Genomic DNA, 26,878 nt, shown 5'->3' with positions numbered 1-26,878 from the left:
CCCGCTGGTAAGTGAGAGACATGGAGTGAAGTGAAGACCACACGTCGAGCGGCCCGACTGCGTCTCGGGATCCCGCGTCGTTGGTCACGATCGACGATGGTGCTCGCCGTCCTCTCCCTGGCGATGGCCGCGGTCCTGGTCGCGAACAGCTTCGGGATCTTCACTCCTGACACCAAACCCGAGATCTTCCTGGCACCGGCACGCACTGCGGCCCGCTTCGCGTCATCCTGGCTCGACACACCGAACCTCGGCGCCCCCAACTACAACGTGGGGGTCGTGCCCGTCGCGGCCCTCTTCTCGATCTTCGATGCTGCGGGGATCCCCACGTGGGTCATCATGCGGCTGTGGCGCTTCGCCCTCCTGCTCATTGCAGCCTGGGGGGCCCGTCTGGTCCTGCGGGAACTCATGAGGGACTCGGCTGACGGCCGAGGTGCGCAGGTCGCGTCCGTCGCGGCTGCCGTGGCCTACGCGGCGAACCCCTACGTCGTGGTGGGTGGGGCGACCACTCCGACGATGCTGCCCTACGCACTGCTTCCGTGGCTGGTCGTGTCCTGGCTGCGAGGCTTCAGGGCTCCGTCCTGGCGTTGGGCGGCTGCGGCTGCTCTCGTGCTCACGGGCATGAGTGGACTCAACGCCGGGGTCGTGGCGGTCCTCCAGCTGGTCGTGCTCGTGCCTGTTGTCGTGCACGCGTGCCTCGTCGAGGGCCACCGCTTTCGGTCCGTGGCCTGGCTCGTCGTGCGCACCGGCCTCATTTTCGTTGTCCTGTCCGCCTATTGGCTGGTGCCGGCCATCTCGGCACTGGCGGTGGGGGAGTCGATCGCCGGGGTGACCGAGAGTGTCGGCGCGATCAACATGGCGAACTCCTTCCCCGAGGTGCTTCGCGGTCTGGGCATGTGGACCCTGTACGGGTCCGGCGGCGACGGCTGGTTCGAACCCGGGCACGTCTCCTACGTGTTGGCGCCGCTCATCGTCATCCTGAGTTTCGGTGGTCCGGTCGTGGCCGCACTCGGCGTGCGCCTGACGCGTTCGCCGGCCCGGCTCTTCGGTGCTGTCTCCGTGCTCACCGGCGCCCTCGTCATGGTGGGCACCTTCCCGCACCTCAACCAGTCCCCGTGGGGTCGCCTGGTCAATGTGGCCATCGAGGACGTGCCGGGCCTCATCGCCTTCAGGACGACCAACAAGGCCGGAGCGATCCTCGAGCTCGGCATGGCGGTCCTCATCGGGTTGGGTGCCATGGGGGTGGCCGCCCGGGTCAAGGCGTGGTGGGCCAAGAGCCTCTCGTTGCTGGGCGCTGTGGCCGTGGTCGCGGCATCGGTCTTCCCGGCCATGACGGGCGATCTGTACACCGTCCCCATGAACGTTCCCCGCTACTGGACCCAGGCCTCGGACCTCGTCAACTCACGGGGCGCGGACAGTCGGGTGCTCATGGTCCCCGGAACGGGGCTTCCGTCGTACTCGTGGGGCTACTCCGGGCCGGACGAGATCGGACCGTCCCTGTTTCGGCGGCCGTTCGTCTTCCGCAGCGCATCCCCGTCGGGAGGTACCTACGCCTCCAACCTGCTGTCGGGCGTCGACACGCGACTGCAGCAGGGCACCTTGCCGCAGGGCACGGTCTCGGCCCTGGCCGGATACCTCGGCGTGGGTGATGTCGTCGGCCGCTACGACGTGACCGACGGGGGCAGCATCGGCGAGCGCGTTGAATCCAACCTGGATTCTGACCCGGGGCTCACCGCCCCGGCGGGTTTCGGCCCGCAGGACGCGGCGCACGGCGCATCGAACGCCGCGACGGTGCGAGCTGTCGCCGGGGGAGTTCCGACAACGTCGGCGACGGCCCGGTCTGCCAGCGGGACCCTGATCGTGGACGGCGCGGGGACCTCCTTTCCCAACCTCCAGGCCGCAGGGCTCCTCGAGGGTCAGCCGGGTCTGCTGCTCGCCGGGGCGCTTGACTCCACCCAGCTGCAGGAGGCGTTGCGCGACGAGGGCCGCGTCGTGCTCACCGACAGCAACTCGCGCCGAGAGGCCAGCAACACGGACCCGGTGCGGAGCGGCCCCCTCCTGACTGCGACCCAGGACCCGACGTCCACGAGGGCCCTCTTCGAGACCTCCGAGCAGACCGTGGCGATCGTTCGTGGCAACGCTCGCCTGACGACGTCCGGCAGAGGGCTTCTCTTCGGACCGCACGCGACGGGCCAGGTCACCCAGGCTTTCGACGGCGACCGCACCACCGGATGGCAGTTCGGCAACTTCGGCACCGGTGTGGGGAACTCCGTGCTGGTCCGGTTCAACACTCCGAGGCCTGCCTCGCCGATCACGCTGGCGCCCATGCAGGGTGGGGTCAACCGCATCACGACGGCACGCGTCACGGCGACCGTGTCGGGCCGCCAGGTCGTCAAGGACGTGACGTTCACGGAGTGGAACACTTTCCCCGTCCAGGTCGACCTCGGGGCCGGCACCGTCTCGGCGGTGAAGATTCTGGTCACGGGGGTCGCGGGTGATGGTGGGGGTGCCGTGGGCTTCTCCGAGATCACCATCCCCGGCGTTTCGGTGCGCAAGGTGGACGTCCTCCCGCACACCCTCATGAGTCGCCTGGGTGACGCGGCCAAGGTCGCTGGCGTCGACCCGTCGGATGTTCCTGTCGACGTGGTCCTGCGACGCTCGGTCGGCGACGCCAACGGCCTGAGCACCGAGGAGCACCGACTCGAGCGGGAGTTCACCCTCGACCAGGAGCGCAGCTTCAGCCCATCGGGCACGGTGCGTCTCGCGGGTGGGGTGCTGGACTCACGCATCGACGAGCTGGCCGGTGGTCAGGGCACGGTCGTCGCCGACTCGAGTTCCAGGGTCTTCAACAACCCCAGCCAACGAGCCTCCATGGCTTTCGACGACGTCGGTGGCGAACCGGATCGAGAGACTGCCTGGGTGCCCAACGAGCCGGTCGTGGGGGAGTGGCTGACCTTGAAGTTCCCGGAGCGACGGCTGAGCTCCTTCACCATCACGCAGGCAGCAACGGGCGCCCACGTCACCCGCGCGCTCGTCTCCGTCAACGACGGCGAGCCGTTCGAGGCCACGTTGGTGTCCGGCACGTCACGCGTGCAGCTGCCCGAAGCGGTCGATGCCACACGGGTGCGCATCCTCCTCACGGCTCGCGCGGGCGACGGCTTCGTTCGCTTCGAGGACGTCGGCCTCCCGCGAGTGGCGCCACCGACCGAGCTGCCCGACCGGTGTGCGGTGATCGGCACCGTCGATGGCAAGCCTCTGCGCGCTGACATCGGTGCCTCGCTCCAGGACCTGCTGGACGGACGGCCGGTTCCCTTCCGGGCCTGTGACTCCACGCTGCGGCTCGCGGAGGGTCGGCACGACGTCGGGTCGGTGGCCGACTTCGCCATTGACGACCTCCGCCTCGCGTCGGCCGAGGAAACCCCTTCGGAGAACCTGCGACCGCGCGTCGAGGTTCTCAAGCATGCGTCGGCCTCGATGGACCTGAGAATCACCGGCAACTGTTCGCCGTGCCTGGTGTCCTCTGGTCAGGCGTTCGACCCCGGGTGGACGGCGGCCGCGGGTGGCCGCGACCTCGGCAAACCGCTGGTGGTGGACGGGTTTGCGGCTGGATGGCGTGTCAATGCCGCGCCGGGTGACGTCATTCACATCACGTTTGGGCCCGCGAGGGCCGCCTTGGCCGCTTGGCTGATCAGCGCGGCCGCGCTGCTCGCCTGCCTGGGGCTCCTGGTGGTGGGCGTTCGGCGTCCGACGGTCACAGCGCGTGCTGGAAGCCGAGTTGATGCCCGTGATGACGAGGTCAAGGAGACGTTGCCGTGAAGGCACTGCTGGCGAGCCTGAGCTGGCGCTGGGTCCTCGGCGCCGGCATTCTCGCCTGCCTCGTCTGGCTCACGGTCGGCATCTGGGCCGCGCTCGGCGCCGTGCTTCTCCTCGTCTGGGATCGGTGGATCTCGCCCGGCCGCAAGGTTCTGGCCAATGCCACGGTGGTGCTCTTCGTCGCCATCCCTGTGGTGTGGCTCCTCGGCACAGGCGTGGCACTGAACCTGCCGTCGCAACGACTCCAGGACAACGTGGCTGCGCACCAACTGGGCGGCCTGGCGATGTGGATGCTCTGCGTCGCTGTCCTGCTGGACCTGAAACCTCGCGAAAGGGCTCAACGATGAACGCCACCAGTGCGGGTCCCGCATGGCCCATTCGCCTGCTCCGGGCCTCGAGCGTGCTCCTGCTCGCAGGCGCCCTGATCGTGTGGTTCACGCCGATCAACGTGCCCGGCAAGAACCTGCAGCCGTTCGGCTGTGGATCACCGGCGTCTCCGGTGAAGAGCAAGCTCGCGGAACTCATCTGCCAGTCGGACCTCGCCGGAACTCGGTTGACCATTTTTGCCCTCCTCGCGTCGGCCGCGGTTCTGCTCCTCATCAGCGAACAGGTCGCCCGGTTGGTCTGGGATCGCGCTTGGTTTCGTGGTGTTGCGGCAATCCTTCCCCTCGCCGTGCCACTGGCCGCACTCTCCGTCGCAGCGTTGTTCTCACCTGTGGGCACCGAGGGAGCGGACGGGAGCCTGATCCGTTGTGGCACAGCAGTCCGGCCCTCGGCGGACCCCTTCGTGCGTGGCACCTGTGGACAGCTGCCTGAGCGGCAGCGGACCCTGGCGTTCGGCGGGGCCGCCCTGTCGATCCTGCTGATCGCGGCCGCAGGTTACGTCGGCACCAAACCCGTGCCACGTGACCACGATGACGAGTCCGGTGATGCCGTCGAGGACCTGCCGGGGGACGAGCCCGGTGGTTCGGACGAGGTGGCTCACGACGGGTTCGACCATGAAGGCACGCACGAGGTCGGCCCCGACTCCGACCCCCCGATCATCGAGACGCGGAGGAGCCGACTGTGAGCTTCGAGGAGTACTACCAGGGCAACGTCACCTACATCTCCCGGGTTGACCCCAGGCTTGCCAGAATCATCGAGCTCGCCAGCGAACTGGCGCCCAGCTCTCTCCTCGACATCGGCTGTGGGCGCGGCTTCCTCCTGGACCAGTTCGCCGACGCAGGCCTCACCGGTCTCACCGGAGTCGATGTCTACGACGACGTCGTGAGTGAGCGATGGTCCTACGCGAGGGGCGACGTGACTCAGCGCCTGCCCTTCGAGGACGCGTCCTTCGCCTGCGTCGTGGCGGGGGAGATCATCGAGCACGTCCCGGACCCGGACCACTTCCTGCGGGAGATCCGACGAGTTCTGGAGCCGGGTGGCCACCTCATCATCTCGACCCCCAACATGGTTTCCTGGGCCAACCGGATCCTCGTGCCTCTCGGAGTCCAGCCGCTGGGCACCGAGACGAGCAGTGAGATCGCGCTCGGTCGCAAGCACCGGGTCCTGGGTCAGGGGAACCAGGTGCAGGGCCACCTCAAGGTGTTCACCCACAAGGCGCTCAAGGAGATCCTCGAGCGCTACGGCTTCGTCGTCACCCGGCGAGAGGGTGTTCCGACCTTCTTCCCGCCGCCGATCGACAAGCTGGACAAGGTCCTGTCACGTCGCCTGGTCCCAGTGGCGTCCGGCCTCCTCTACGTCGGCAAGGCACCCACCGGCCCGTGGCCCACTCCGCCCGCGGGGCGTCGCCACGCCGGTTGCTGACGGCGGGCTGCTGACCTCGGGCGGCCGATGACCAACAGTTGAGTCAGGGAGTCTGACGGCGGGAAGCCGCCCTGGTCAGACCCTCGAGGCAGACGCGCTCGGCTCGTCGGCCGACCGGCGCCGCTGCTCGATGCGCTTCACGCTGCCGAACAGCAGGAACCCACCCACACCGGTAACTGCCGCGGCTGCGAAGCAGGCGATGCCGCGCGCGACGTACGCGCCGTTCAGCTGACCGCAGATCTTGCTCCCGAAGGCGTCAGTGGGAGGGCTCATCGCGCTTCCACAGTTCCAGCTGGTCCCGTTGGTCGTCATGATCATCAGGGGAGTGAGCAGGAAGTAGGCGCCGGCGACCACCAGCAGTGCGGCGATGAGCAGGCACACCTTGGCCCCCGTGCCCGGAATGCGGACCGCGCGGCGGTCGGTGCTGTGAGCTTCTCGGTCAGCCATCAAATGAGCCTTCGTTGTGTCATGGAGGTCTCGCCTCGGGGCGCTGATGCGCCATCACTATATGGTCGCGACCCCGTTCACGAGGGGCGCCACGTCACTTTTCGGCAGCCGCCCGGATCTGCGGGGCCAGCCAGCGCCAGTAGATCGGCGCAGACGTCGGAGTGAAGTGGAGAGTGTCGCCGTAGAGCCCGGTGCCGTTGATCGTGGCGTGCACTTGGTCGTCGGGGCAGAGTGCGGAGTACGTGTCGAACACCGTGACGCCGGAGGCCGAGGCCCATTGCGCTGCCACGTCGTTGAGGTGGCGCACCGCAGTGGTGTCGTTGGAGCGCGTGATGCTGGAGTCTCCGCCGAAGTCCGGGCGCTCGTGGCACGCGAGGTTGTTCAGCGCGAACCCGGTGGCGCCGTTGTCGCGAGACTTCTTGAGCACCTCATCGAGGACACTCCTGACCAGTGCGTCGTACTCCGCGCTGCCCGGTGTGATCGTTCGACCGGAGATCCGGTAGTCGGCCAACAGGTTGATGGGCAGGAAGTAGACGACAAAGGGCTTCTCGTCCGCCTTGACGTTCGACTGCCAGGTCTTCTGGTACTGACGGCACTCCTCGGTCGGCGGGATGGTCCTGTCTCCTCGAACCAGCTCCCTGTCGAACGGATCGCAGCCAAACCGGGCAACGATGTCGACTGCCAGATCCGGTGTCGAGTCACCGCGGTCGACGACGACGCTGTGGGCCACCGAGTTCCCCAGGATCACGATCTTCCGGGGCGCAGACCGGGGCGTGTACTGAGGTGTCTCGAGGGTGATGTCCGAGGATCCGCCGAAGGATGCCACGGGCCTCGTGCTGCGGGTGAGGCCCCAGGCGCCGAGCAGCAGCGCCGGCAACATGCCCACGATGAGCACCTTGCGCAGGACCGGTCGCCCGGGCACCAGTGCCTTCAGACCGCGCCGGTGGGCCGGTTCCTCGATGTGCTTGTAGGCCCACCCGCCAACGAGGACCGTCAGGGCCATCGCCAGCACGTGTCGCATCCAGACGGGAAAGGCAGTGAAGGCGGCCAGGGAGAAGACGAGCGCTGGCCAGTGCCAGATGTACAGCGAGTACCCCATGACGCCGACGCGTTGAAGGGGGCGCCAGGACAGGACACGCTGCAGGACGTTGGTCGTGGGTCCGCTCGCGGCGACGATGGCCACCAGGGTCAGCAGGCACACGGCCACGAGGCCGCCTCGAAAGACGAACGTGGAGTACTCCGACACCGTGAACATGAGCACGGTGAGGATGGCCATGCTCAGCAGGCCCGCCCACCCCACCTGACGGTCCCAGCGGTCCAGCCACCCCCGATGGCGGCGTCCGCTCCCCATGGCGAAACTGCGTTCGCTGATGAGGTAGGCCGCGATGACCCCGATGATGACTTCGAAGATTCGGGTGTCGGTCCCGTAGTAGACGCGGCTCGGGTCCGTTCCGGGGACGTAGACCGTGGCCATCCGCCAGATCGACAGTGCGGCCAGACCCGCGAGGGCGGCGACATGCACCGACCGCCGTCGCGTCAGGGCAAACAGGCCCATGACGACGAAGGGAAAGACGAAGTAGAACTGCTCCTGGACGTTGAGCGACCACATGTGTCGCAACGGCGTCGGCATGGAGAGGTTGGCGAAGTACGACTGGTCCGAGAAGATGAATCGCCAGTTGACGAACTGGAACGCCGACGCGACGACGTCCGCTCCCAACGAGGGCCGCCTCGCCGGAACGATGTAGAAGAAGCCCAGGACGACGACGACCGCCAGCATGAAGAACTGGGTCGGCAACAACCGTCGCGCCCGCCTCGACAGGAACGTCAGGTAGTCGATGCTTCCCCACGTGCGTTCTTCCCGCAGGAGCATCGAGGCGATGAAGAACCCAGACAGCACGAGGAACATGTCCACGCCGATCCACGCACCCGTGAGGATCCAGGTGAAGGTCTGATAGAGCAGGCACGCCGCCACGGCATACCCGCGCAGCCCGTCCAGGGCCGGTCGGTGCTTGAGCTTGACGACGTGCGACTCCGCCCCGGAATCCGCCTCCGCCTCCGCCTCCGTGGGCGCAACGCGGGACCGGCTGCTCCGCGTCGTGGGCTGCGTCGTCATGGGGCAACGCTCGCACGGTCACCGTTCACCGTCGCGCGATTCCCCAGATCGACCGACGGGCCTGCCGGCTCCGTGAGCGGGAGGCCGCGCGGCAACTGTGAACGCATCATCTACTCCTCAGTAGCAATCCGGCCAGATCTTATGTGAAAGTCGCGGGGATCGGTGCCCCATGAGGCATAGTCGTCACCGACCATCCGGGTGGGGTGGCGCGCGAACTTGGAGGAACCACGTGGCAACACGGCCCGTCGTGTCCGTGGTCGTCCCGACGAAGAATGTCGAACGGACGATGGATCGGTGCCTGCGCTCCATCGCGGGCCAGAGCTGGGAGGCGACCGAGCTCGTCGTCATCGACAACTTCAGCGACGACCGCACGTTCGAGATCGCGCAGCAGTACGCAGACATTGCCGTGCAGGCAGGCCCAGAGCGCAGCGCTCAACGCAACCTCGGCATCGAGAAGGCCACGGGCGACTACATCCTGTGGATCGACGCCGACATGGTCCTCACACCTCACGTCCTCGAGGACGCCGTTCTCGCGGCGGAGCGAACCGGCAGCACGGCCGTGTTCATCCCGGAGGAGACCGTCGGCGAAGGTTTTCTCACGGCGTGCCGCACCCTGGAGCGCAAGTGCTACGTCGGCGAGGAGATGATCGAGGCGCCTCGGCTCATCCGTCGCGACTTCTTCACCGAGCACGGTGGGTTCGTCCTCACCGTTGCCGGGCAGGAGGACGCTGACCTTCGCATGAGACTGCTCCGCAGCGGCGCGAGGATGACGCACATCGATGCCACGATCCTGCACGACGAGGGCCGTCTGACCTTCGGTGACGTGATGCGCAAGCGCTACTACTACGGACAGTCGCTTCCGGCATACAACGACGCGCAGCCGGGCGCCATCCGCGCCCAGGGAGTCGCGACGGTCAAGGCCTACGCGCGCGGCCTCCCCACTCTGGCCGGGGACCCGATCCACGCGGTGGCGCTGGGGGGTCTGCGGGTCGCCGAGGCTGTGGCCTACGCCCTCGGCGCGGCCAAGGCCACTCGCGCGAGGTGAAGTCCGGGACGCTGCACCGCTGGTTGCCGGCTGCTGTCGCGTGGGTGCAGGCGTTCGTCGTGCTGGGGCCGGCCCTGGGGCCGGGGGTGGTCATCGCCTACGACATGCCGTGGTCGCCGGATGCCCGGTGGACTCCGTTCGTCCTCGGGCAGGACACTCCTGCCCCTCGCGTCGTCCCCAGTGACGCGGTCATGGTGCTCCTGGGCAAGGTACTGGGAGCCGGCCTGACGCAGTCCCTCGTCCTGCTGGCGATCCTCGTCGGCCTCGCGTTGGGTGCCGTCGCCCTCCTTGAGGAGATCGCTCCTGACGCGGGACTGGCGGCCAGGTGCGCGTGCGCCGTCGCCGCGGTCTGGAATCCGTTCGTCTCCGAACGGCTCGTGATCGGGCAGTGGGTCGTCGTCCTGGGGTTGGCCGTGCTTCCGTGGGCACTTCGTGCCGCGTTGCGGACAGCCCAGGGCACAAGCGGTGCGTATGCCGTGACGCTGGCTGTGTGCGTTGCCGGAGTCGGCGGGGTGAACTCCGTCCTCATCGTGGCGGCCGCGGTCGTGCCCGTGCTGCTGACCGGCCTGGGTCGTGGCACGCGGTCGGTCCTGCGATCTCTCGCCGTCGTGGTGGCCACGATCGTGGGAGTGTCGGCAGTGTGGATGGTGCCCTCGTTGGTCAACTCGCCGCCAGTGTCCGGCGCCAGTGCTGATGCGTTCGGCCCGGGCGCCGACACGCCCTTCGGCGTGTGGGGCTCCCTGCTGAGTGGTGGTGGCTTCTGGAACACAGCCTCACACCCGACGGCCAGGTCCGTCCCCCTCATTGCCCTGCTGGCGGCGCTGCTCTCACTGGTCGCCGTCGCCAGCCTCGTGGCGGAGGTGCGACGAAGTCATCGTTGGCCGCTGGCCGCCCCGGTCCTCGTGGGTGTGGCTGTCGTGGGCCTGAGCGCGGCGCCCTTTGCTCGTGACGCGTGGTCGTGGCTGGTGACGGGACTGCCGGGTGGCGGTGCCCTCCGGGACAGTCAGAAGCTCTTGGCCATCTGGGTGCTCGCTCTTGCCCTCGGGGTCGGCCTCGTCGTCGAGCGCCTGCTTCGTGTCCTTCCGCGCGCGATCATCGGGTCCGCCGCCGTGGGGGTCACAGGACTCGTCGTGTTGTTGTCACCCCAGATGGCGTGGGGGATGGGGGGCCGGCTGCAGGCGGTCGACGTCCCCGAGGGCTATCGCACGGCCGCCACTCGGCTCTCCGACCTTCCCCCCGCCGAGGTCGGACTTCTGCCCTGGAGCCAGTACCGGCGCTACGACTGGAACGACAGGAGGGTGTCGCTCACCCTGGGGCCCCGCATCATCGATCAGACGGTGTTGTTCGATGACTCGTTGCCCCTGAGCAGTGGGAGGGTCGATGGCGAGAGCCCGCGGGCCGCCCGCGTCTCCCGCGCGATCGCTGCGGGAGCGTCGCCGGTGCAGGCTTTGCGCGACGCTGGGGTGCGCTACATCGCTGCCGAGCTACGGACCGGACTCGACGTCGACGTTGCTGCAGTGAGGTCTTCGGGCGTGGTCGTGGTGGACGACCCGACGCTCCTCGTCGTGGATGTCGGTGGTGGCGAGCACGGCGCCAGCAGCAGTGGACCGGGCCGGCTCGGCTGGCTCATGTCGCTGCTGACCGCTGTCGTGGTGATCACACGGGGTGTCGTGCTCCAACTGCGTCGGAGGTTACCGGTGGGTCTGCTAATCTTTCGCCCATGACGAACTCCGCTTCTGCCATTGGCGCGACGATCACTGGCGTCGTCCTGGCACTCGTCGCCGTTATTGGCGGCGTCTCCGCTGTGACCCCGTCGGCCAACTCGGCCGCGAAGAGCGAGCAGGTCGTCAACTACGACGCTCCTTGATCGAGGGGGCTTCGCCCCGGATCAAACCTGAGACCGGCACCCCGTTGGGGTGCCGGTCTCGTCGTGTCCCGTGGAGAACGGGATCGCCCGGACCCTTTTGGGTCCGGGCGATCCTGCGTCAGCTGGGTCAGTTTCGGCCAGCGGCCTCGAGCAGGGCACGTTCCCAGCGGTCGACTGACTCGTCCCAGTGGAACTGCGTCACCCAGGTGGCGACCTCGGCACTCATGCGCCCGCGCAAGTCATCGTCCAGGAGCAGTGACCTGATGGCGGGGGTGAGCTCCTCCGACCCGTGGTCGACCAGGATCCCGGTCTTGCCGTCCACGATCGAGTTCGTCGGCCCGCCGGCCTCGGTGAAGGCGACCGTCGGAGTGCCGTGGACACCGGCCTCGACGACGACGAGTCCCCAGCCCTCCTTGAGGCTCGGCAGAGCGTGGACCCAGGCCCGTGCCAGCAGGTGGTGCTTCTCGGCCTCGGACACGTGGCCGTGGAAGGTCACGTACTTCTCGACGCCGAGCTCTTCGGCGCGGGCCACGAGCTGTGGCTCCCACCAGCCCGACCCGACGATGTCGAGCGTGAGGTTCGGGATCTCGTGAACGAGCCGCGCCACGGTCTCGATCGCGAACTCGACGCGCTTCTGGGGAACGAGGCGACCGAGAACGATGATCGAGGGGTTCTCGGAGCGGGGGGTGCCGTCCAACGCGGTCGCGTCCGTCCCGTTGTGGATGACCCGGACTCGTTCTTCATCGATGCCGAGACCAGCGAGCTCTCGACGGGTCGAGTCGCTCACGGCGATGTAGTCGGTGCGGCGATACACGTGTGGCGCGAGCTTGGACTCGAGCCACCAGCCCGCGCGCGAGAGCCGCGGGCCAAAGACGATGGGCCACTGCTCCTTGTGGACGTGGTGGACGAGATTGATGACCGGGCCGCGACGCGTCAGCGGACTGAGGTATGGCACACCGTTCTGGACGTCGATCACCACGTCGGCGTTGTAGCGCCGCGTGAGGTTTGCCGCGAGCGCGCGTGGGTAGATGCCGTAGCGACCGCCCTTGCGGACGTAACGCACACCGCCGACCACCTCGTCCTCGAGGGCGCCGGGGTAGCCCGACGTGCGGAAGATCACCTCGTGACCACGCGCCGCGAGCCCCTCCGCGACGGTGACGAGGTACTTCTCGGCGCCGCCAGCCTCGGGGTGGTGCATGTCGCGCCAGTTGAACATGAGGATGCGAAGTGACATGAATGCCTCTGCTGACGACGTTGTCGTTGGTCGGTGCGGCGGGCCAGTCGGCCTTGACTAGCATTCAGGGATGCTCCCGACGCCGAACCGAAGATACCGGACAGTAAGGAGGTCGGCCGACCTCTTCCGCTCTTTCCTCGTGGAGCAGTCGGATCCGGAACGCTTCTACACGGACCTGGCGCAGGACACGATCACTCTCATCACTCGGCACGAGCCCCTTGACGGCCGCCTGGTGCTGGACATCGGTGCCGGTTCGGAGCAGTTCGGCCGGGAGTTCACGGCTCGCGGCGCCAACTATGTGGCCGTGGACCTGGAGCGCGAGTCCTTCCCGGTCGGCTCCGCCGCTGTCGGGGTCGTGGGTCGAGGCGAGCAGATCCCTGTGGCTGACGGCAGCGTGGACATCGTGATGGCCAACAACCTCATGGAGCACGTCCTCGAACCCGGAGTCGTCGGCGAGGAGATGCTCCGCGTCGTTCGACCGGGCGGACTGGTCTTCATCTCCTACACGGCATGGGCCTCGCCGTGGGGAGGGCACGAGACCTCGCCGTGGCACTGGCTCGGTGGCAACTACGCGGCCAAGCGCTACGAGCGCAAACACGGGCACCCCCCGAAGAACGTCTTCGGAGAGTCGATGCATGCCACGACCGTGTCCGGCGGGCTGCGTTGGGCCCGGAGACAGTCCGATGCCTGGCTCATCGAAGCGGCCCCCCGCTACCACCCTGACTGGGCAGATGGCGTGCTCAGCGTGCCGGGCCTGCGAGAGGTCCTCACGTGGAACCTGATGATGGTTCTGCGTCGCACGTGAGAAGAGGTCCGCGCGTCAGCGGCCTTGCCTGGGCGGGCCTGCTCGTCGTGTGGACGGTGGCGTGGTCGGTCACTCCGGGGCGAATCGCCGAGGACACCAAGAACGACCTGTATGTGGACCCGTGGCACTTCCTCGGGCGGGCGCTGCACCTCTGGGATCCCCAGGTCACCTGGGGGGGACTGCAGAACCAGGCCTTCGGCTACCTCTTCCCCATGGGCCCCTTCTTCGGGTTGGGGTCCGAGTTCCTGCCGATGTGGATCGTCCAGCGTCTGTGGTGGACCACCCTCCTCACGGCAGGGTTCGTCGCCATGCTCGCCCTCCTGCGGGCTCTCGACGTCAAGAGTTCGGGCGTGCGGGTCCTGGTGGCGCTCGCGTACGTCCTGGCCCCACGTGTCGTCAGCACCATCGGTGGCCTGTCGTCCGAGGCACAGCCTCAGTTGCTCGCACCTGCTGTTCTCCTGCCACTCGTCCTCGTCGACCGAGGACGACTGGGACCTCGTGGGGGAGCGGCCCTCAGCGGCCTCGCGATCCTCTGCTGTGGGGGAGTGAACGCCACCGCGACCGCGTTCGCCATCCTGCCGGCGGCCCTGTGGCTTTTGACCCGCCCGAGGTGGTGGCGTCAGCCCGTCACGTGGGTGTGGGGGGTGGCCGTCGCGGCCGCGACGAGCTGGTGGGTCGTCCCTCTGGTCACCATGGGTCGCTACTCGCCGCCGTTCCTGAACTGGATCGAGAACGCGAACGCGGTGTCCTCGCAGATCACGCTCCTTGACGTCCTTCGGGGAACCACTCACTGGCTCGGGCACCTCGTCACGTCCGGTGGCGTGTGGTGGCCAGCAGGCCATGAGCTCGTGACCTCCCGGACGAGCATCATGTTGACCACGGCCGTGATGGCTGCGGGGCTCGCAGGGTTGACCCTGCGCCCGTCGCCGCACCGACGCTTTCTCTTCGTGATGCTGCTCTGCGGCGTCGTCGCCCTGAGCCTCCCTCACGAGGGGCCTTTCGACTCGCCCCTGGTGGACCAGGCCCAGGCCGCGCTCGACGGACCGCTCGTGGCCCTGCGCAACATTCACAAGGCGGATCTCCTCGTGCGGCTCGCGCTGGCGATCGGTCTGGCCCAGCTCCTCACGCGAGCCATGGCCTGGCGCCCGCGCCGGCACTGGTTGAGGGGAGCGGCACTGACCGCAGCGACCGCCATCATCATCGGTGCGGCCGCGCCCGCCTTCAGCGGGGCGATCGCCACGAGGGGCACCTTCACCGAGATGGCATCGCAGTGGAAGGACCTCGGCAGCTGGCTCGAGACCGAGGGCCGGGGCAGGGCCCTGATCGTGCCCGCAGCGAACTTCGGTGAGTACACCTGGGGTCGCACCATCGACGAACCGCTGCGCAGCCTGTCGACTGCCCCGTATGCCGTCAGAGATGCGGTCCCGCTCACGCCTGCCGGAACGATTCGCCTCCTTGACGAGGTGGAACGGCGCCTTCAGACCGGACGGTCGCTGGGTGGAGCGACGCAGATGCTTCGCTCGGCAGGTGTGCGCTACCTCGTGGTGCGCAACGACCTCTCTGCGCAGGAAGGTGGACAGCCCCCCGTGGCCCTCGCCCGGTCATCGGTGCGCAACACCTCTGACGTGACCTTCACCCGAGGCTTCGGATCGACAGTGGTCGACTCCACCGGTGAGCGCGTGCACCCGGTCGAGGTCTACAGCCTCGTGGGCGAGGTCGCGCCCGAGCTGGCCCTCTGGGACAGCGCGGACGTGGTGGGTGCCAGCGGTGCACCCGAGGACCTTGCGCGACTGGCCGGGTCCGGAGTGGGTGGCCGTCCCGTCATCTTCGACGGCGACCGGAACGACAAGGTGATTGCTCCGACACAGGAGGTCGTCACCGACGGGTTCCGCGCGCGGACTCGATGGTTCGGAGCCCCTCGTGGCCAGGACCTGACCAACGCTCTGGACGCTGCACAGGCCGCTGACGCGCCGGACTACCTTCCGTGGCCGGAGGTCGATCGGCGGTCGGTGATCACGACCGAGGGTGTCCGCTCCGTGCGCGCGACGGCGTCCATCGCCCAGGACTTCGGCTTCGCCGGTCTGCAGCCGGCCCATCGACCCTTCGCGGCCCTCGACGGTGACGAGCGCACGGCCTGGGCCGCGCAGTGGTCCGAGGACCCGGAGCTCACCATCGACCTCGAGTCGGCAGTCGACCTCGGTTCGATCACGCTGCAGCCCCTGGCCGACCGGGTGCGCTTCGGCGAGGGCCTGGGGGTGGCCACCGAGATCCTGGTGACCACGGATCACGGTTCGACCGAGGTGCACCTTCCGGGCACCGGTGCGGTGACCACGGTGACCCTGCCGGTCGGCCCCACGACCTCCGTTCGGATTGCGATCCACGACACCACGGGCGGACCGCCGTCGCGGGTCGTCACCGGCCTGGCAGAGGTCGGCCTTCCGGGGATCACCCCGCGCGAGGTTGTCACCACCCCGGTGCCGGTGGGGGCGAAGGCTGACACCGCCGTGCTCTCGGCAGGACTCACGGGCAGGGACGGGTGCGCGTCGCTGGCCTCAGAGCCGGTGTGCTTCACCGGCGAACTCGTTGATCCGGAGTCCACGGGGCAGATGGTTCGCGACGTCAGGGGACTGACGAGTGGTACTCGCATCGCCCACGGAACCCTGGCGGTCAACCCGCTCAAGCCACCGAGCGAACTCATGACCGTCCCGGGCGTGAGAGTCACGGCCAGCAGCCTGCGTGGATACGCCCCCGTCGGACTCCCGGTGGGCGTCATCGACTCGGACCCACACACCGCGTGGAGCCCGTCGTCCAGCGACGAGTCCCCGTCGATCACCCTGGATCTCGACCAACCCACGACCGTGACGATCCTGAGGCTCGACACGCGCCGGGACTGGGCGCTCAAGGAGTCTCCGGCCGTCATCGTTGGCGTGGACGGGACCGCCGTGACACGCCGCCTCCAACCCAATGGTGTCGTCACCATCCCGCCGACCACCGGGCGCCGCATCACGCTCACCTTCATCCACGTACCCGGCAATGGGCGTCCGGGCCTCGGAGCCCTTGAGCTCGAGAACCTCGTGATCGCCGGGCGCGACTTCGCGCCTCCCGGCCAAGAGCTCGCGGGGGAGTGCGGCTCCGGCCCAACCCTCACCGTGGACGGCCGTGCCGTACCGACCTCGGCCAGAGGCCCCCGCAGTGCCCTCTTCGGGCTCGGTGAGTTCAGCTGGCAGGCCTGCGGCACCTTCACACTCACCGATGCCGAGACCCACCGGGTCGTTCTCGACACCTGGCACGACTTGGCGCCCCGCACGGCGGTGATCCGGCCACAGACGGCTCCCACGGCGGCCACCCCCACGGCGGTGCCGCTCGTTCGGGACAGCCCGACGGCGTTGCACGCCCAGATCGGGAGCGGCACCCAACGGCTCCTGGTCATGGCCGAGAACCCCAACCCGGGCTGGGAGGCACGGGTCGACGGACACGTCCTCACACCCCAGGTGGTGGACGGCCACCGGCAGGGGTTCGTCGTTCCGGCTGGCCTGTCTGGGGCGCTCACGATCGAGTTCGGCCCCGATGGCTCGTACCGATGGGGACTCCTGTTCGGCGCACTCCTGGCCGCGATGTTGGTCGTCGCGGCCGTCTGGCCCGATCGCCGCAGACGCACGCTCTCGCTGGCGGCCACGCCCTCGCTGGCTGGGCGCCCCCGGATCGCCGCCTTGGGCGTCATCCTCGGAGCGGGGCTGTTGGCTGGGCCGGTCGGCCTGCTCGTCGGCCTCGTTGCTGTCGCCGCCGCCCGATGGTTGCCGAGGTCTGAGGTGACGGCACCCGCCGCGGTCTTCGGGTTCGGCCTCGTGGCAGCGGCCATTCAGACCTGGCTGGCTCCGGGAGCGGTCGGGACGTCAGCGGTGGAGGGAACCGTCAGGCTGCTCGTGCTCGCGGCCTTCGCGCTCGCGGCGGCGACGGCGGGACAGCACGCGTCCCGCAAGGCGTGACGCCGGGACCTCCACCCAGTGGTGGCTCATGGCCGCCAGCAACACGGTGACCGGCACACCGATGGCCAGGAGAGGCAGCAGACCGCCCTGGAAGACCTTGACTCCGGTCGCGGCATACAGGGCTTCGAACACCGGAAGGTGCCACAGGAACACTCCGTAGCTGGTCACGCCCAGCCAACGCACGAGTGGCTGGGACAGCGCTGCCCGGTAGGCCGAGGGTCCACCATGCGTGAGCGGGACGAGAAGTGCGAGCGCAACGATCGCGGACAGCGCGTTGCGTACGACGAGCTGAGCAGGTGTTGCTGGCTCGAGGGTGAGCGAGCCATTGATCGGCGTGGTCGCGAGCAGATAGGCCGAGGCGGCGACCGCCAGACAGGTGGGCACCTGCGACCCCCACGCCGACAGCCGACGCGCGATCGGATGCATCGGCAGCAGGAGAGCCTCGGCGCAGACCATCCCCACCAGGAAATGCGGAGCGCGTGCGTAGAGCCAGCGCTCGTACAGGACGTCCTCGCCGAACTCGGCGCCGCCCCCGATGCCGGACGTCAGGGTGAGCAGGACGATCAGGATGGAGAGGACGACGAGAGGAAGTGCTGCGCCACGCCGCCTCAACGGCCTCAGAGCAAGGACCGCGAGAGGCAGTGCGGCATAGAACGCCAGCTCCGTCGAGATGCTCCACGACTGGCCGAACGCGGGGATCCAGGCATCCGCGAAGTAGATCTGGAGGCCGGCGGCGTGGATCGCGACATCGTGAAGTGGCGGCCGCGCCACGAGTGTCACAGCCAGCAGAGTGAGCCAGTAGGCCGGGAGGATGCGGGCCGCACGGCGCAGCGCATAGCCGCCGATGTCGAGGCGTCCGCTCGAGTCGTCCGAGACCAGTCCGCGGTGCAGCAGGAAGCCCGACAGGGCGAAGAAGATCGCGACTCCGAAGTCGCCCCTGGCCCACAACCTGCCCACGAGACCGCCGCCCACACCAAAGCCGGTGAGGTAGGCCGCGTGGGTCATGACCACGAGGACGGCGGCCACGGCACGGAGCCCGTCGAGCGCCGGGATCAAGGTCACGGCACCCCGGGGGGAAGCCGTGACCTCGCGCGCGCTCATGCCCGCATGCTAGGCGAGATCCGGATCACGTCCGCGAGGCGCCGGACATCGGCAATACCGACTGGTAGGGTCACCGCAGTCACGCTCCATGCTTCCCTGAGACAAAGGTGTCCCGCAGATGCGCAGAATCATCGGTTTGGTCCTGATGGGGCTTGCCGGCTTCTTGGTCACGACAGCCCTGCTGGCCCTGCTCTACATTCCCGGCGCGGTCAAGAAGACCCCCCTGGACACCGACTCCAACACTCGTCTCACCGGCCAGGCTGCGGCGCTCCCCACGGGTGGCGGCGCACCGGTCAAGGCCCTGAGCCACACGGTGGCCGACGGCACGAAGTCGGATGGCAAGGTCGTCGTCTTCGACACCTTCACCTGCCTCATCACGGACCCCAACGGTGACGCGCCCGACTGCGTCGACGACACCGACCCCGACAAGCGCCTCGTCTCCGCGACGACGGACCGCTTCGCGACCGACCGCAAGACCGGGGTCGCGGTCAACGACAAGAAGTACATCGGCGACGCGCAGCCCCACGAGGGCCTGGTCAACAAGTTCCCCTTCGACGTCGAGAAGAAGACGTACCCCTTCTGGGACGGCATCCTCGGCCGCGCGGTGGACGCGAAGTTCGACGGTGAGGAGAAGGTCGACGGCTGGAACACCTACAAGTTCGTCATCGACGTTGCCGACGAACCTGCCGAGATCTCGTCGGGCATCCAGGGCACCTACTCGTCGCTCAAGACGATGTACATCGACCAGCGCACCGGCGCGATCCAGAAGCAGACCGAGAAGCAGATTCGCAAGCTCGACAACGGCACCACGGTCCTCGACCTCGACTTCGGCTTCACCCCCGAGACTGTCGCGGCCAACGTGAAGTCGTCCAAGGAAGCAGATTCCCAGCTCGGCCTCATCGGCAAGCTCCCGCTGATCGCCGGTCTGCTCGGTCTCCTGTCCGGCGTCGTGGGCTTCTTCCTCTGGAACTCCGCCCGTCGCGCCACCGCCCAGGGCCAGCCGGCCGTCGTGGGTGGCCGTGGTGGCGACGGTGACAACGCCGGCGGGGCCAACTCACTCGACGACGTCTTCGGTGACAACGCTCCAGAGGACACCACGCGCCGCCGCACCGACCTGCGCAAATCCTGACGTGCGCGTCGTCGTCACCGGCGGCGCCGGCTTTCTTGGCTCGCACCTGTGCGAGACGCTCATCCGCCGCGGTGACGAGGTCGTCTGCCTCGACAACTTCCTCACGGGCACCCCGGCGAACGTTGCGCACCTCATGGAGGAGCCGGGCTTCCAGCTGATCCGCTCCGACGTGACCGACTTCGTCCACGTGGGCGGGAAGGTCGATCTGGTGCTCCACTTCGCCAGCCCGGCGTCCCCGATCGACTACCTCAAGCTGCCCATCGAGACGCTCAAGGTGGGTTCGATCGGGACCCTCCACGCTCTGGGGCTGGCCCGGGACAAGGGCGCCCGGATCATCCTGGCCTCAACCTCTGAGGTCTACGGAGATCCCAAGGTCCACCCCCAGCCCGAGACCTACTGGGGACACGTCAACCCGGTCGGACCTCGTGGGGTCTACGACGAGGCCAAGCGATACGCCGAGGCGCTGACTCTGGCGTACCGCAACACGCACCAGGTCGACACCGGCATCGTGCGCATCTTCAACACCTTCGGTCCGCGGATGCGGCCCAACGACGGTCGAGCGATCCCCAACTTCATCCGTCAGTCGCTGGCTGGCGAGCCGGTCACGGTCGCAGGTGATGGGTCCCAGACGCGGTCGATCTGCTACGTCGACGACCTCGTCGAGGCCATCCTGCGCATGGCCGACGGTGAGCACCAGGGCCCGATCAACATCGGCAACCCGCACGAGATCTCCATGCTCGACCTGGCCCGCAAGGTCATCTCGCTCACGGAGTCCTCCTCCGAGATCGTGCTCATCGATCGTCCGGTGGACGACCCCACGGTGCGCCAGCCCGACACGACGCTCGCCCGCGAGATCCTCAAGTGGGAGCCCAAGGTCGACATGGACGAGGGACTGGCCCGCACGATCGCCTGGTTCCGCGAAGTGCACCCCTGGTCGGCTCCCTGAGGCCCGGGCCGTCGAGCCTCAGGCCTTCGACGGTCTGCGACAGACGAAGATTGCTGTCCCGGGGATGACCGCCCCGCGGGTGGGTGACCATCCGCCCCAGGTCGCCGTGTTGTCCTCTGGCCACTCGGGTTCGACGACGTCCTCGACGATGAGCCCACCCGCGACGATCTCGCGAATGCGGTCGCCCATCGTGCGATGGTGCTCGACGTAGGTCGCCCGACCCGAGCCGTCGGACTCGACATACGGCGTCCGGTCGAAATAGCTGAGCCGAGCCGTGAGCCCGGCCTCGGTCGGATCGTCGGCGAAGGCCCACCGGATCGGGTGGGTCGTCGAGAAGACGAAGCGTCCGCCGGGTCGCAGCACGCGAGCCACCTCGGCCATCACCGCCGCGCTGTCGGCGACGAACGGCACGACACCGTATGCCGTGAAGACCGTGTCGAAGGATGCGTCACCGAAGGGCAACGCAAGTCCGTCGCACTGCAGGAGCGGGGGAGCGACTCCGGTCCGTGCGCTCACCTCGAGTCCCACGCGGAGCATTCCTGCGGAAAGGTCGCTGGCGACGACCTCGACCTCGTGGTGGCGCATCAACCACCGGGCGCACTGACCCGCACCGGCACCGATCTCGAGGATGCGCTGGCCCGATGTCGCGCGGAGCAGATCGAGCATCTCCTCGGTCCACCCCTCGGGACCCCAGACGAACTCGTCGTCGCCGAGGAACGAGCCGTGTTCGGCGTAGTACTCGGCCGCCTCGCCGTCCCACCAGGCCCGGTTCGCGGAATGGGTCTCGCCCGTGTCAGCGGTGCGCCGTGCGACGTCGTCGCTCACCGGCATACCCCGCTTTGACCGCTCACAGACAACCTCGGTAAGGTGAGCGAGCATTCGTGTGTGTTCTTGCATGCCCGCAAGGGCTCGAGAGCGCGTCGAACGGCACCAGTACCAACCCACATCCATCTGTCCACATCGGAGTTCCTACTACATGACTGCCAGCACGGTCGAAACGACCGCCCCTCAGATCGCCATCAACGACATCGGCTCTGAGGAAGACCTTCTCGCCGCCATTGACGCGACGATCAAGCACTTCAACGACGGCGACATCGTCGAAGGCATCATCGTCAAGGTTGACCGCGACGAGGTTCTGCTCGACATCGGCTACAAGACCGAGGGTGTCATCCCCTCGCGTGAGTTGTCGATCAAGCACGACATTGACCCCAACGAGGTCGTCAAGGTCGGCGACGAGGTCGAAGCCCTCGTTCTCCAGAAGGAGGACAAGGAAGGCCGCCTCATCCTGTCCAAGAAGCGCGCTCAGTACGAGCGTGCCTGGGGCACCATCGAGAAGGTCAAGGAAGAGGACGGCGTCGTCACCGGCACCGTCATCGAGGTCGTCAAGGGTGGACTCATCCTCGACATCGGCCTGCGCGGCTTCCTCCCCGCCTCCCTCGTCGAGATGCGTCGTGTCCGCGACCTCCAGCCGTACGTCGGCAAGGAGATCGAGGCCAAGATCATCGAGCTCGACAAGAACCGCAACAACGTGGTCCTGTCGCGTCGTGCGTGGCTCGAGCAGACCCAGAGCGAGGTCCGTACGACCTTCCTCAAGGAGCTCCAGAAGGGCCAGGTCCGTTCGGGCGTCGTGTCCTCCATCGTCAACTTCGGTGCGTTCGTGGACCTCGGCGGCGTCGACGGTCTCGTCCACGTCTCGGAGCTGTCCTGGAAGCACATCGACCACCCGTCCGAGGTCGTCGAGGTTGGCGACGAGGTCACCGTCGAGGTGCTCGACGTCGACATGGACCGTGAGCGTGTCTCCCTGTCGCTGAAGGCGACGCAGGAGGACCCGTGGCAGCACTTCGCTCGCACGCACGCCATCGGTCAGGTCGTGCCCGGTAAGGTCACCAAGCTCGTCCCGTTCGGCTCGTTCGTGCGCGTCGAGGACGGCATCGAAGGCCTCGTCCACATCTCCGAGCTGGCCGAGCGCCACGTGGAGCTGCCGGAGCAGGTCGTCACCGTCGGTGCCGACATCTTCGTCAAGGTCATCGACATCGACCTCGAGCGTCGTCGCATCTCGCTCTCGCTCAAGCAGGCCAACGAGGACGGCGCCGGACTCACCGAGTTCGACCCCACCCTCTACGGCATGGCTGCCGAGTACGACGAGCAGGGTGCCTACAAGTACCCCGAGGGCTTCGACTCCGAGACCAACGAGTGGCTCGAGGGCTACGAGAAGCAGCGTGAGGTCTGGGAGAAGCAGTACGCCGAGGCGCACGCGCGCTGGGAGTCGCACCGCACCCAGGTCGAGGAGGCCGCCAAGGCCGACGCCGAGGCCGCAGCTGGTGGCGACTCCGCCACGTCCTACAGCAGCGACTCGTCCTCTGCAGCGTCCGACTCGGACGACGAGGGTTCGGACTCGCGTCCGGCCGCCCCGCCGGCCAACGAGGGCACCCTCGCCTCCGACGAGGCCCTCGCTGCACTGCGCGAGAAGCTCACCGGAAACTGAGCCGACCGGCATACCTTGCGTATGCCGTGACGCACCACCGAAGGCCCGTTTCCCCTTGCGGGGAGCCGGGCCTTCGGCCTGTCCCCGGGCTTGTGAAGCACCTGTCGGAGACACTCAACCCATCGAGTCGCTGACTCGTAGGGATGGGTGACAGGGGACAACGGGGACCACACGATGGGGGGCGATGTGAAGACATCGGAGAGGGCGGACGTCGAGTTCACGGCGTTCGTCGAGGGGGCGCAGCCACGGCTGTCGCGGGTCGCGGTGCTGCTCACGGGCAACCGGGCCACGGCCGAGGACCTGCTCCAGGAGGCGTTCATCCGGACGTACCTGCACTGGGGGAAGGTGCGACCCGAGGGCGCGTACTCGTACACCCGCAGGATCCTCGTCAACCTCAACACGGACAGGTGGCGCCGACGCCACCTCGAGCCGGTTGTCGGTGACATCGGTGACGACCATGTGAGTGCAGCGGCCTCGCGGGGGTACGCCACCGTCGACCACCGGGACTCGATCGTCCACGAGCTCGCAGGGCTCTCCGATCGCGAACGCACGATCGTCGTCCTGCGCTACTACCTCGACCTCAGCGAACGCCAGGTCGCCGAAGAACTCGACATCTCCGTCGGAACAGTGAAATCCACGTGCTCCCGAGCGATTGCCCGCCTCGGAACGCAGCGCGTGGGAGAAGGAAGGTTGTCATGAGCCCGATCAGCGAGGACGAGCTCCGCGCCCGGCTCAGGAGCGTGCAGCCCGCAACGGCACGGCCGGGGTTTGCCGAGCAGGTCGTCCACCAGGGGCGCTTCCGGCGCCGTCGCCAGCAGTGGGTCGCGGGGATCGCGGCTGCGGCTGCCGTCGCTGTCATCGGCGGAGGGGCGTTCGTGATCAGCGACCAGCTGGGACGCGAGACGGCCCTGCCCGCCACACCGACGCCCACGCCGACCCAACCCGAGATCACGCCGACCGTGACGAGCACGAAGTCACCGACGGCGACGCCGACGGCAACTCCCTCGCCGACGAACACGCCGTCCACGTCGACCACCAGAGCCAGCTCCACGCCGTCGCCGTCGTACACCCCGCCACGATCCGTCACGCTCAAGCCGGTGACCCTGCTCCATCAGGGCAACGCTCAATGGGTGAAGTCGACCTTCGAGGGCGGATTGTGCGTGGGCGAGGCCGCCGTCATTCCCGAGCCTCAGGGATACGAGGAGCTGAGGGTCATCTGGGACACCCACATCGCCGGAGCCAACCGGTCCGAAGGCATCGTGATCTTCCCCTCCGCGGGCGATGCCGTCGCCTACATGGACAGCGTGCGGGCCGCTGCCCTGTCGTGCCCTGACGAGTCGTCAGGGCAGACCAAGACGCTGGTTCAACCCCTCTCAGGTCCGTGGGCATCTGGGCTCGCCGTCGCCCAGTCGAACCGGGATCTCAACTACGAGGAGCCGAAGTTTCTCGCCACGGGTGTCGACCTGTTCGTCAGGGTGGGACGAGCCGTGACCTTCGCCAACTTCTCAACCCGCTCCGAGCTGAAGGACACCATCGACCCGTACCTGATTGACAGGTCGCGGCCGGCCATCGAGCACGTCGTGCCGCAGTTGTGCCGCTACACCAAGGCGGGCTGCTGACCGGGCATGCCACAGTGGTCGGCATGGCACGCACCATCGCGACGAAGACGACGACCGACCTCGACGGGCTGCTGGACTTCGTCCGGCCCCGGCACCACATGGTGCTCATGACCGTGCGTCGGGACGGCAGTCCGCAGGCCTCACCCGTCACGGGCGGCGTCGATGAGCAGGGCCGCATCGTCATCTCGACCTACCCGGAACGGGCCAAGACGAGCAACGCCCGTCGCGAGCCGCGGGTCAGCGTCCTCGTGTTGTCGGACGACTTCGACGGCGCCTGGGTCCAGGTCGACGGTGACTGCGAAGTCATCGACATGCCGGAGGCAGCCGACGCGCTCGTGGACTATTTCCGGTGCATCTCGGGGGAGCACCCGGACTGGGACGAGCACCGCGAGGCCATGCGCGCGCAGGACAAGTCGTTGCTGAGGATCACGCCGACGCGCTGGGGGCCTGTCGCCACTGGTGGGTTCCCTGCTCGGCTGGCAACTGACGACCCGCCGTCAGATCGGTGACGACGCTGCGCAGGGTCGGGTGCTCGAGGTGGGCGGCCGTCGCCCAGTAGGCCGGACGGCGGTAGGACGTGCGGGGCTCCTCGTCGACGACGCCGTTCTCACACCCCAGGTAGCGGCCGCCACCGAGGCGCACCATGAACGCTCCGGCAGCGACGTCCCAGGAGTTCGTGTGGAGGTCGAAGGTGGCGTCGGCGCGACCCGTGGCGACGTGAGCCAGACCCAGCGCGCCACTGCCGAGGGTGCGTGATGCACCGTAGGACCTGATGATCCGTCCACTCGCCGTGAGGGCGTCATCACCGTTGGACTCGAGGTCGAGGTCGCGCGGGAAGGTCGAGATGACGAGGCTGTCGATCTCGCGCTCAACGCGCCTGGGGCCGGCGGGGACACCGTTGACGGTCACCCCGGTGAGGTCGGCGGCATACACCTCACCGAGAGCGGGTGCCGCGATGACGCCGGCCACGACGACATCGTCGACCACGGCGGCGATGGAGATGCACCAGAACGCCAGCCCGTGGCTGAAGTTCACCGTGCCGTCGATAGGGTCGACGTGCCACGTCACCCGTCCCGTCCCCGACAGTCCGCCCTCTTCTCCGAGGACGACGCTGTCGGGGACGGCACGGGTGACCCCCTCCCGGATGATGGCTTCGGACGCAAGGTCATGCTCGGTGACGAGGTCGTACGGTCCGCCCTTGTGCTCGACCGACATGGGGCGGCGGAAGGCGCGCATCAGGTGGTCGGCGCTCTGGGCCGCGACCTCCTCCGCCACGCACCGGAGGTGGCGGGACTCGTCGGTGCTGGTCCCGGCGTCCGTCACGGGGCGTCGCCGTCGACCGGCATGAGCCAGGCACGGCCTGCCTCGAAACCGACATCGAGGAAGTCGCCGGGGGAGAACGTCTCGTGGGCGTGCGGATCGGCCACGGAGACAACGAGGTTGCCTGCTTCGGTCTCGATGTCGTACTCGATCGACTGGCCATAGAACATCGACGAGAGGACGCGACCGACAGACCCGCCAACCGCGCGGCCCTCGGTGGCGGTGAGCCGCACCGACTCAGGACGCACCATGAGGGTGACCGAGCCGTCGACACCCACGGCGGCGTGCTTGGGGACGGTCCACCGCTGACCGAGCACGCTCACGTCGGCGTCGGAGTCGGTCACCCCGTGGACGTCCACGTCGAGGAAGTTGGCGCGCCCGATGAAGTCCGCGACGAAAACCGAGGCGGGGTGTCGGTAGATCTCCTGGGGCGTGTCGACCTGTTCGATGACGCCGACATTCATGACCACGATCCGGTCGGACATCGTCATGGCCTCGTCCTGGTCGTGGGTGACGAAGACCGTCGTGATGCCCAGCCGTCGCTGCAGTCGACGGATCTCGCCGCGCATCTGCACGCGGAGCTTGGCGTCGAGGTTGGACAGCGGCTCGTCGAAGAGGAGCACCTTGGGGCGCATCACGAGGGCGCGTGCGAGCGCGACGCGCTGCTGCTGCCCACCGGACATCTGGTGCGGTGCACGGTCCCGGTAGGGCCCGAGGTTCATCGAGGTCAGTGCGGTCTCGACCTCCTCGGCGACCCGGGCCGACGGCAGCTTCTTGAGCTTGAGCCCGTAGGCCACGTTGTCGAAGACACTGAGGTGGGGGAAGAGCGCGTAGGACTGGAAGACCATCGCCATGGGCCGCTTGTTGGGGGCGACCTTGTTGATGAGGTCATCGTCGAGATGGATCTCGCCGGCGGTCGGCGTCTCGAATCCGGCGATCATCCGCAAGGTCGTCGTCTTGCCGCAGCCGGAGGGACCGAGGAGCGTGATGAACTCGCCCGGCTCGATGTCGAGGTCGACGTCCTGCACCGCTGGGGCGGCCTTCTTGTCGTCGCCGTAGACCTTGCGCAGGGAACGCAGGGACACGCGGCCCGGGGTGGCCGTGGCGAGGCTGTCGCGCGCGGACTCGATGGTCTCGTCGATCTGTTGCGTCATGGCATTCTCCG

22 protein-coding genes are annotated in these 26,878 nt (G+C 68.0%); 15 read left to right on the top strand and 7 right to left on the bottom strand.

The annotated features are described in order from the left end of the window. Positions 1 to 30: 30 nt before the first annotated feature. From JNB_RS03660 to JNB_RS03645, 4 genes are read left to right on the top strand one after another with little or no spacing between them, the layout of a single operon-like run. Entirely contained in the window at positions 31 to 3,813 is a 3,783-nt protein-coding gene (locus JNB_RS03660) for an alpha-(1->3)-arabinofuranosyltransferase family protein (RefSeq protein WP_148232303.1), read from the top strand. Continuing rightward, positions 3,810 to 4,157: a hypothetical protein gene (locus JNB_RS03655; RefSeq protein ID WP_009775061.1), complete on the top strand. Its 348-nt coding sequence runs from the start codon at positions 3,810 to 3,812 to the stop codon at positions 4,155 to 4,157. Before JNB_RS03660 ends, JNB_RS03655 begins: the two co-directional genes overlap by 4 nt. Further along, positions 4,154 to 4,879 carry a hypothetical protein gene (locus tag JNB_RS03650; RefSeq protein ID WP_009775060.1) on the top strand — a complete coding sequence of 242 codons (726 nt, stop codon included), beginning with the start codon at positions 4,154 to 4,156 and terminating at the stop codon, positions 4,877 to 4,879. Before JNB_RS03655 ends, JNB_RS03650 begins: the two co-directional genes overlap by 4 nt. Further along, entirely contained in the window at positions 4,876 to 5,616 is a 741-nt protein-coding gene (locus JNB_RS03645; RefSeq protein WP_009775059.1) for a bifunctional 2-polyprenyl-6-hydroxyphenol methylase/3-demethylubiquinol 3-O-methyltransferase UbiG, read from the top strand. Before JNB_RS03650 ends, JNB_RS03645 begins: the two co-directional genes overlap by 4 nt. A 75-nt stretch (positions 5,617 to 5,691) precedes the next feature. On the opposite strand, the gene JNB_RS03640 is transcribed toward JNB_RS03645, so the two are convergent. Both JNB_RS03640 and JNB_RS03635 read right to left on the bottom strand, forming a co-directional pair. Next, a complete protein-coding gene (locus tag JNB_RS03640; protein WP_009775058.1) occupies positions 5,692 to 6,063 on the bottom strand; it encodes a hypothetical protein in 372 nt (123 codons plus the stop codon). Between the two features lie 94 nt (positions 6,064 to 6,157). Then, positions 6,158 to 8,176: an acyltransferase family protein gene (locus JNB_RS03635; protein ID WP_009775057.1), complete on the bottom strand. Its 2,019-nt coding sequence runs from the start codon at positions 8,174 to 8,176 to the stop codon at positions 6,158 to 6,160. A 229-nt stretch (positions 8,177 to 8,405) separates the two neighbouring features. Between JNB_RS03635 and JNB_RS03630 the strand changes: the two genes are divergently transcribed. Genes JNB_RS03630 through JNB_RS21415 form a run of 3 tightly spaced genes read left to right on the top strand, consistent with a single transcriptional unit; the run spans position 8,406 to position 11,088 of the window. Further along, a complete protein-coding gene (locus tag JNB_RS03630; protein WP_040883561.1) occupies positions 8,406 to 9,221 on the top strand; it encodes a glycosyltransferase family A protein in 816 nt (271 codons plus the stop codon). After that, positions 9,218 to 10,945 (top strand): hypothetical protein, encoded by a 1,728-nt coding sequence (locus JNB_RS03625; RefSeq protein ID WP_009775055.1) that lies wholly within the window; start codon positions 9,218 to 9,220, stop codon positions 10,943 to 10,945. Before JNB_RS03630 ends, JNB_RS03625 begins: the two co-directional genes overlap by 4 nt. Further along, a complete protein-coding gene (locus tag JNB_RS21415) occupies positions 10,942 to 11,088 on the top strand; it encodes a hypothetical protein (protein ID WP_009775054.1) in 147 nt (48 codons plus the stop codon). The genes JNB_RS03625 and JNB_RS21415 overlap by 4 nt, the downstream gene beginning before the upstream one ends. 127 nt (positions 11,089 to 11,215) lie before the next feature. Here the strand turns inward: JNB_RS21415 and JNB_RS03620 are convergent, their stop codons facing one another. Then, positions 11,216 to 12,322, bottom strand: coding sequence for a glycosyltransferase family 4 protein (locus JNB_RS03620; RefSeq protein WP_009775053.1), 1,107 nt, complete (start codon positions 12,320 to 12,322; stop codon positions 11,216 to 11,218). Positions 12,323 to 12,461: 139 nt separating this feature from the next. Between JNB_RS03620 and JNB_RS03615 the strand changes: the two genes are divergently transcribed. Continuing rightward, complete coding sequence (locus JNB_RS03615) at positions 12,462 to 13,127, top strand: class I SAM-dependent methyltransferase (protein ID WP_009775052.1); 666 nt, start codon at positions 12,462 to 12,464, stop codon at positions 13,125 to 13,127. Continuing rightward, positions 13,124 to 17,113, top strand: a complete 3,990-nt coding sequence (locus tag JNB_RS03610; protein WP_009775051.1) for an alpha-(1->3)-arabinofuranosyltransferase family protein — start codon at positions 13,124 to 13,126, stop codon at positions 17,111 to 17,113. The genes JNB_RS03615 and JNB_RS03610 overlap by 4 nt, the downstream gene beginning before the upstream one ends. Here the strand turns inward: JNB_RS03610 and JNB_RS20855 are convergent. After that, the gene (locus JNB_RS20855; protein ID WP_083784364.1) at positions 17,021 to 18,214 is read right to left on the bottom strand and encodes an acyltransferase; all 1,194 of its coding nucleotides are present in this window, start codon (positions 18,212 to 18,214) and stop codon (positions 17,021 to 17,023) included. The two genes, JNB_RS03610 and JNB_RS20855, sit on opposite strands and share 93 nt — an antisense overlap. Before the next feature lie 118 nt (positions 18,215 to 18,332). Between JNB_RS20855 and JNB_RS03605 the strand changes: the two genes are divergently transcribed. Both JNB_RS03605 and JNB_RS03600 read left to right on the top strand, forming a co-directional pair. Then, on the top strand, positions 18,333 to 19,343 hold the full coding sequence (locus JNB_RS03605; protein ID WP_009775049.1) for a DUF3068 domain-containing protein: 1,011 nt from the start codon (positions 18,333 to 18,335) through the stop codon (positions 19,341 to 19,343). Position 19,344: 1 nt separating this feature from the next. Beyond that, positions 19,345 to 20,289: a UDP-glucuronic acid decarboxylase family protein gene (locus JNB_RS03600; protein WP_009775048.1), complete on the top strand. Its 945-nt coding sequence runs from the start codon at positions 19,345 to 19,347 to the stop codon at positions 20,287 to 20,289. Positions 20,290 to 20,307: 18 nt separating this feature from the next. Here JNB_RS03600 and JNB_RS03595 read toward each other — a convergent pair whose 3' ends face one another. Beyond that, the gene (locus JNB_RS03595) at positions 20,308 to 21,120 is read right to left on the bottom strand and encodes a class I SAM-dependent methyltransferase (protein WP_009775047.1); all 813 of its coding nucleotides are present in this window, start codon (positions 21,118 to 21,120) and stop codon (positions 20,308 to 20,310) included. 145 nt (positions 21,121 to 21,265) lie between these two features. Here JNB_RS03595 and rpsA point away from each other — a divergent pair, with 145 nt between their 5' ends. The 4 genes from rpsA to JNB_RS03575 all read left to right on the top strand — a co-directional run bounded on the left by rpsA (position 21,266) and on the right by JNB_RS03575 (position 24,902). Next, positions 21,266 to 22,774 (top strand): 30S ribosomal protein S1, encoded by a 1,509-nt coding sequence (rpsA, locus tag JNB_RS03590; RefSeq protein ID WP_009775046.1) that lies wholly within the window; start codon positions 21,266 to 21,268, stop codon positions 22,772 to 22,774. A gap of 186 nt (positions 22,775 to 22,960) precedes the next feature. Further along, positions 22,961 to 23,473, top strand: coding sequence for a SigE family RNA polymerase sigma factor (locus tag JNB_RS03585; RefSeq protein WP_237700605.1), 513 nt, complete (start codon positions 22,961 to 22,963; stop codon positions 23,471 to 23,473). Continuing rightward, positions 23,470 to 24,393, top strand: coding sequence for a hypothetical protein (locus tag JNB_RS03580; protein ID WP_009775044.1), 924 nt, complete (start codon positions 23,470 to 23,472; stop codon positions 24,391 to 24,393). Before JNB_RS03585 ends, JNB_RS03580 begins: the two co-directional genes overlap by 4 nt. A 23-nt stretch (positions 24,394 to 24,416) precedes the next feature. Continuing rightward, a complete protein-coding gene (locus JNB_RS03575; protein WP_040884174.1) occupies positions 24,417 to 24,902 on the top strand; it encodes a PPOX class F420-dependent oxidoreductase in 486 nt (161 codons plus the stop codon). On the opposite strand, the gene JNB_RS03570 is transcribed toward JNB_RS03575, so the two are convergent. Together JNB_RS03570 and JNB_RS03565 are read right to left on the bottom strand one after the other, a co-directional pair. Continuing rightward, positions 24,820 to 25,716: an inositol monophosphatase family protein gene (locus JNB_RS03570; RefSeq protein WP_009775042.1), complete on the bottom strand. Its 897-nt coding sequence runs from the start codon at positions 25,714 to 25,716 to the stop codon at positions 24,820 to 24,822. The two genes, JNB_RS03575 and JNB_RS03570, sit on opposite strands and share 83 nt — an antisense overlap. Then, positions 25,713 to 26,867 carry an ABC transporter ATP-binding protein gene (locus tag JNB_RS03565; protein ID WP_050766570.1) on the bottom strand — a complete coding sequence of 385 codons (1,155 nt, stop codon included), beginning with the start codon at positions 26,865 to 26,867 and terminating at the stop codon, positions 25,713 to 25,715. The genes JNB_RS03570 and JNB_RS03565 overlap by 4 nt, the downstream gene beginning before the upstream one ends. Positions 26,868 to 26,878 lie beyond the last annotated feature (11 nt).

It is taken from the genome of Janibacter sp. HTCC2649, from assembly GCF_000152705.1.
GTDB lineage: Bacteria > Actinomycetota > Actinomycetes > Actinomycetales > Dermatophilaceae > Knoellia.
Note: the sequence above shows the minus strand (reverse complement) of the source record. Positions and strands in the feature narration are given on the sequence as shown.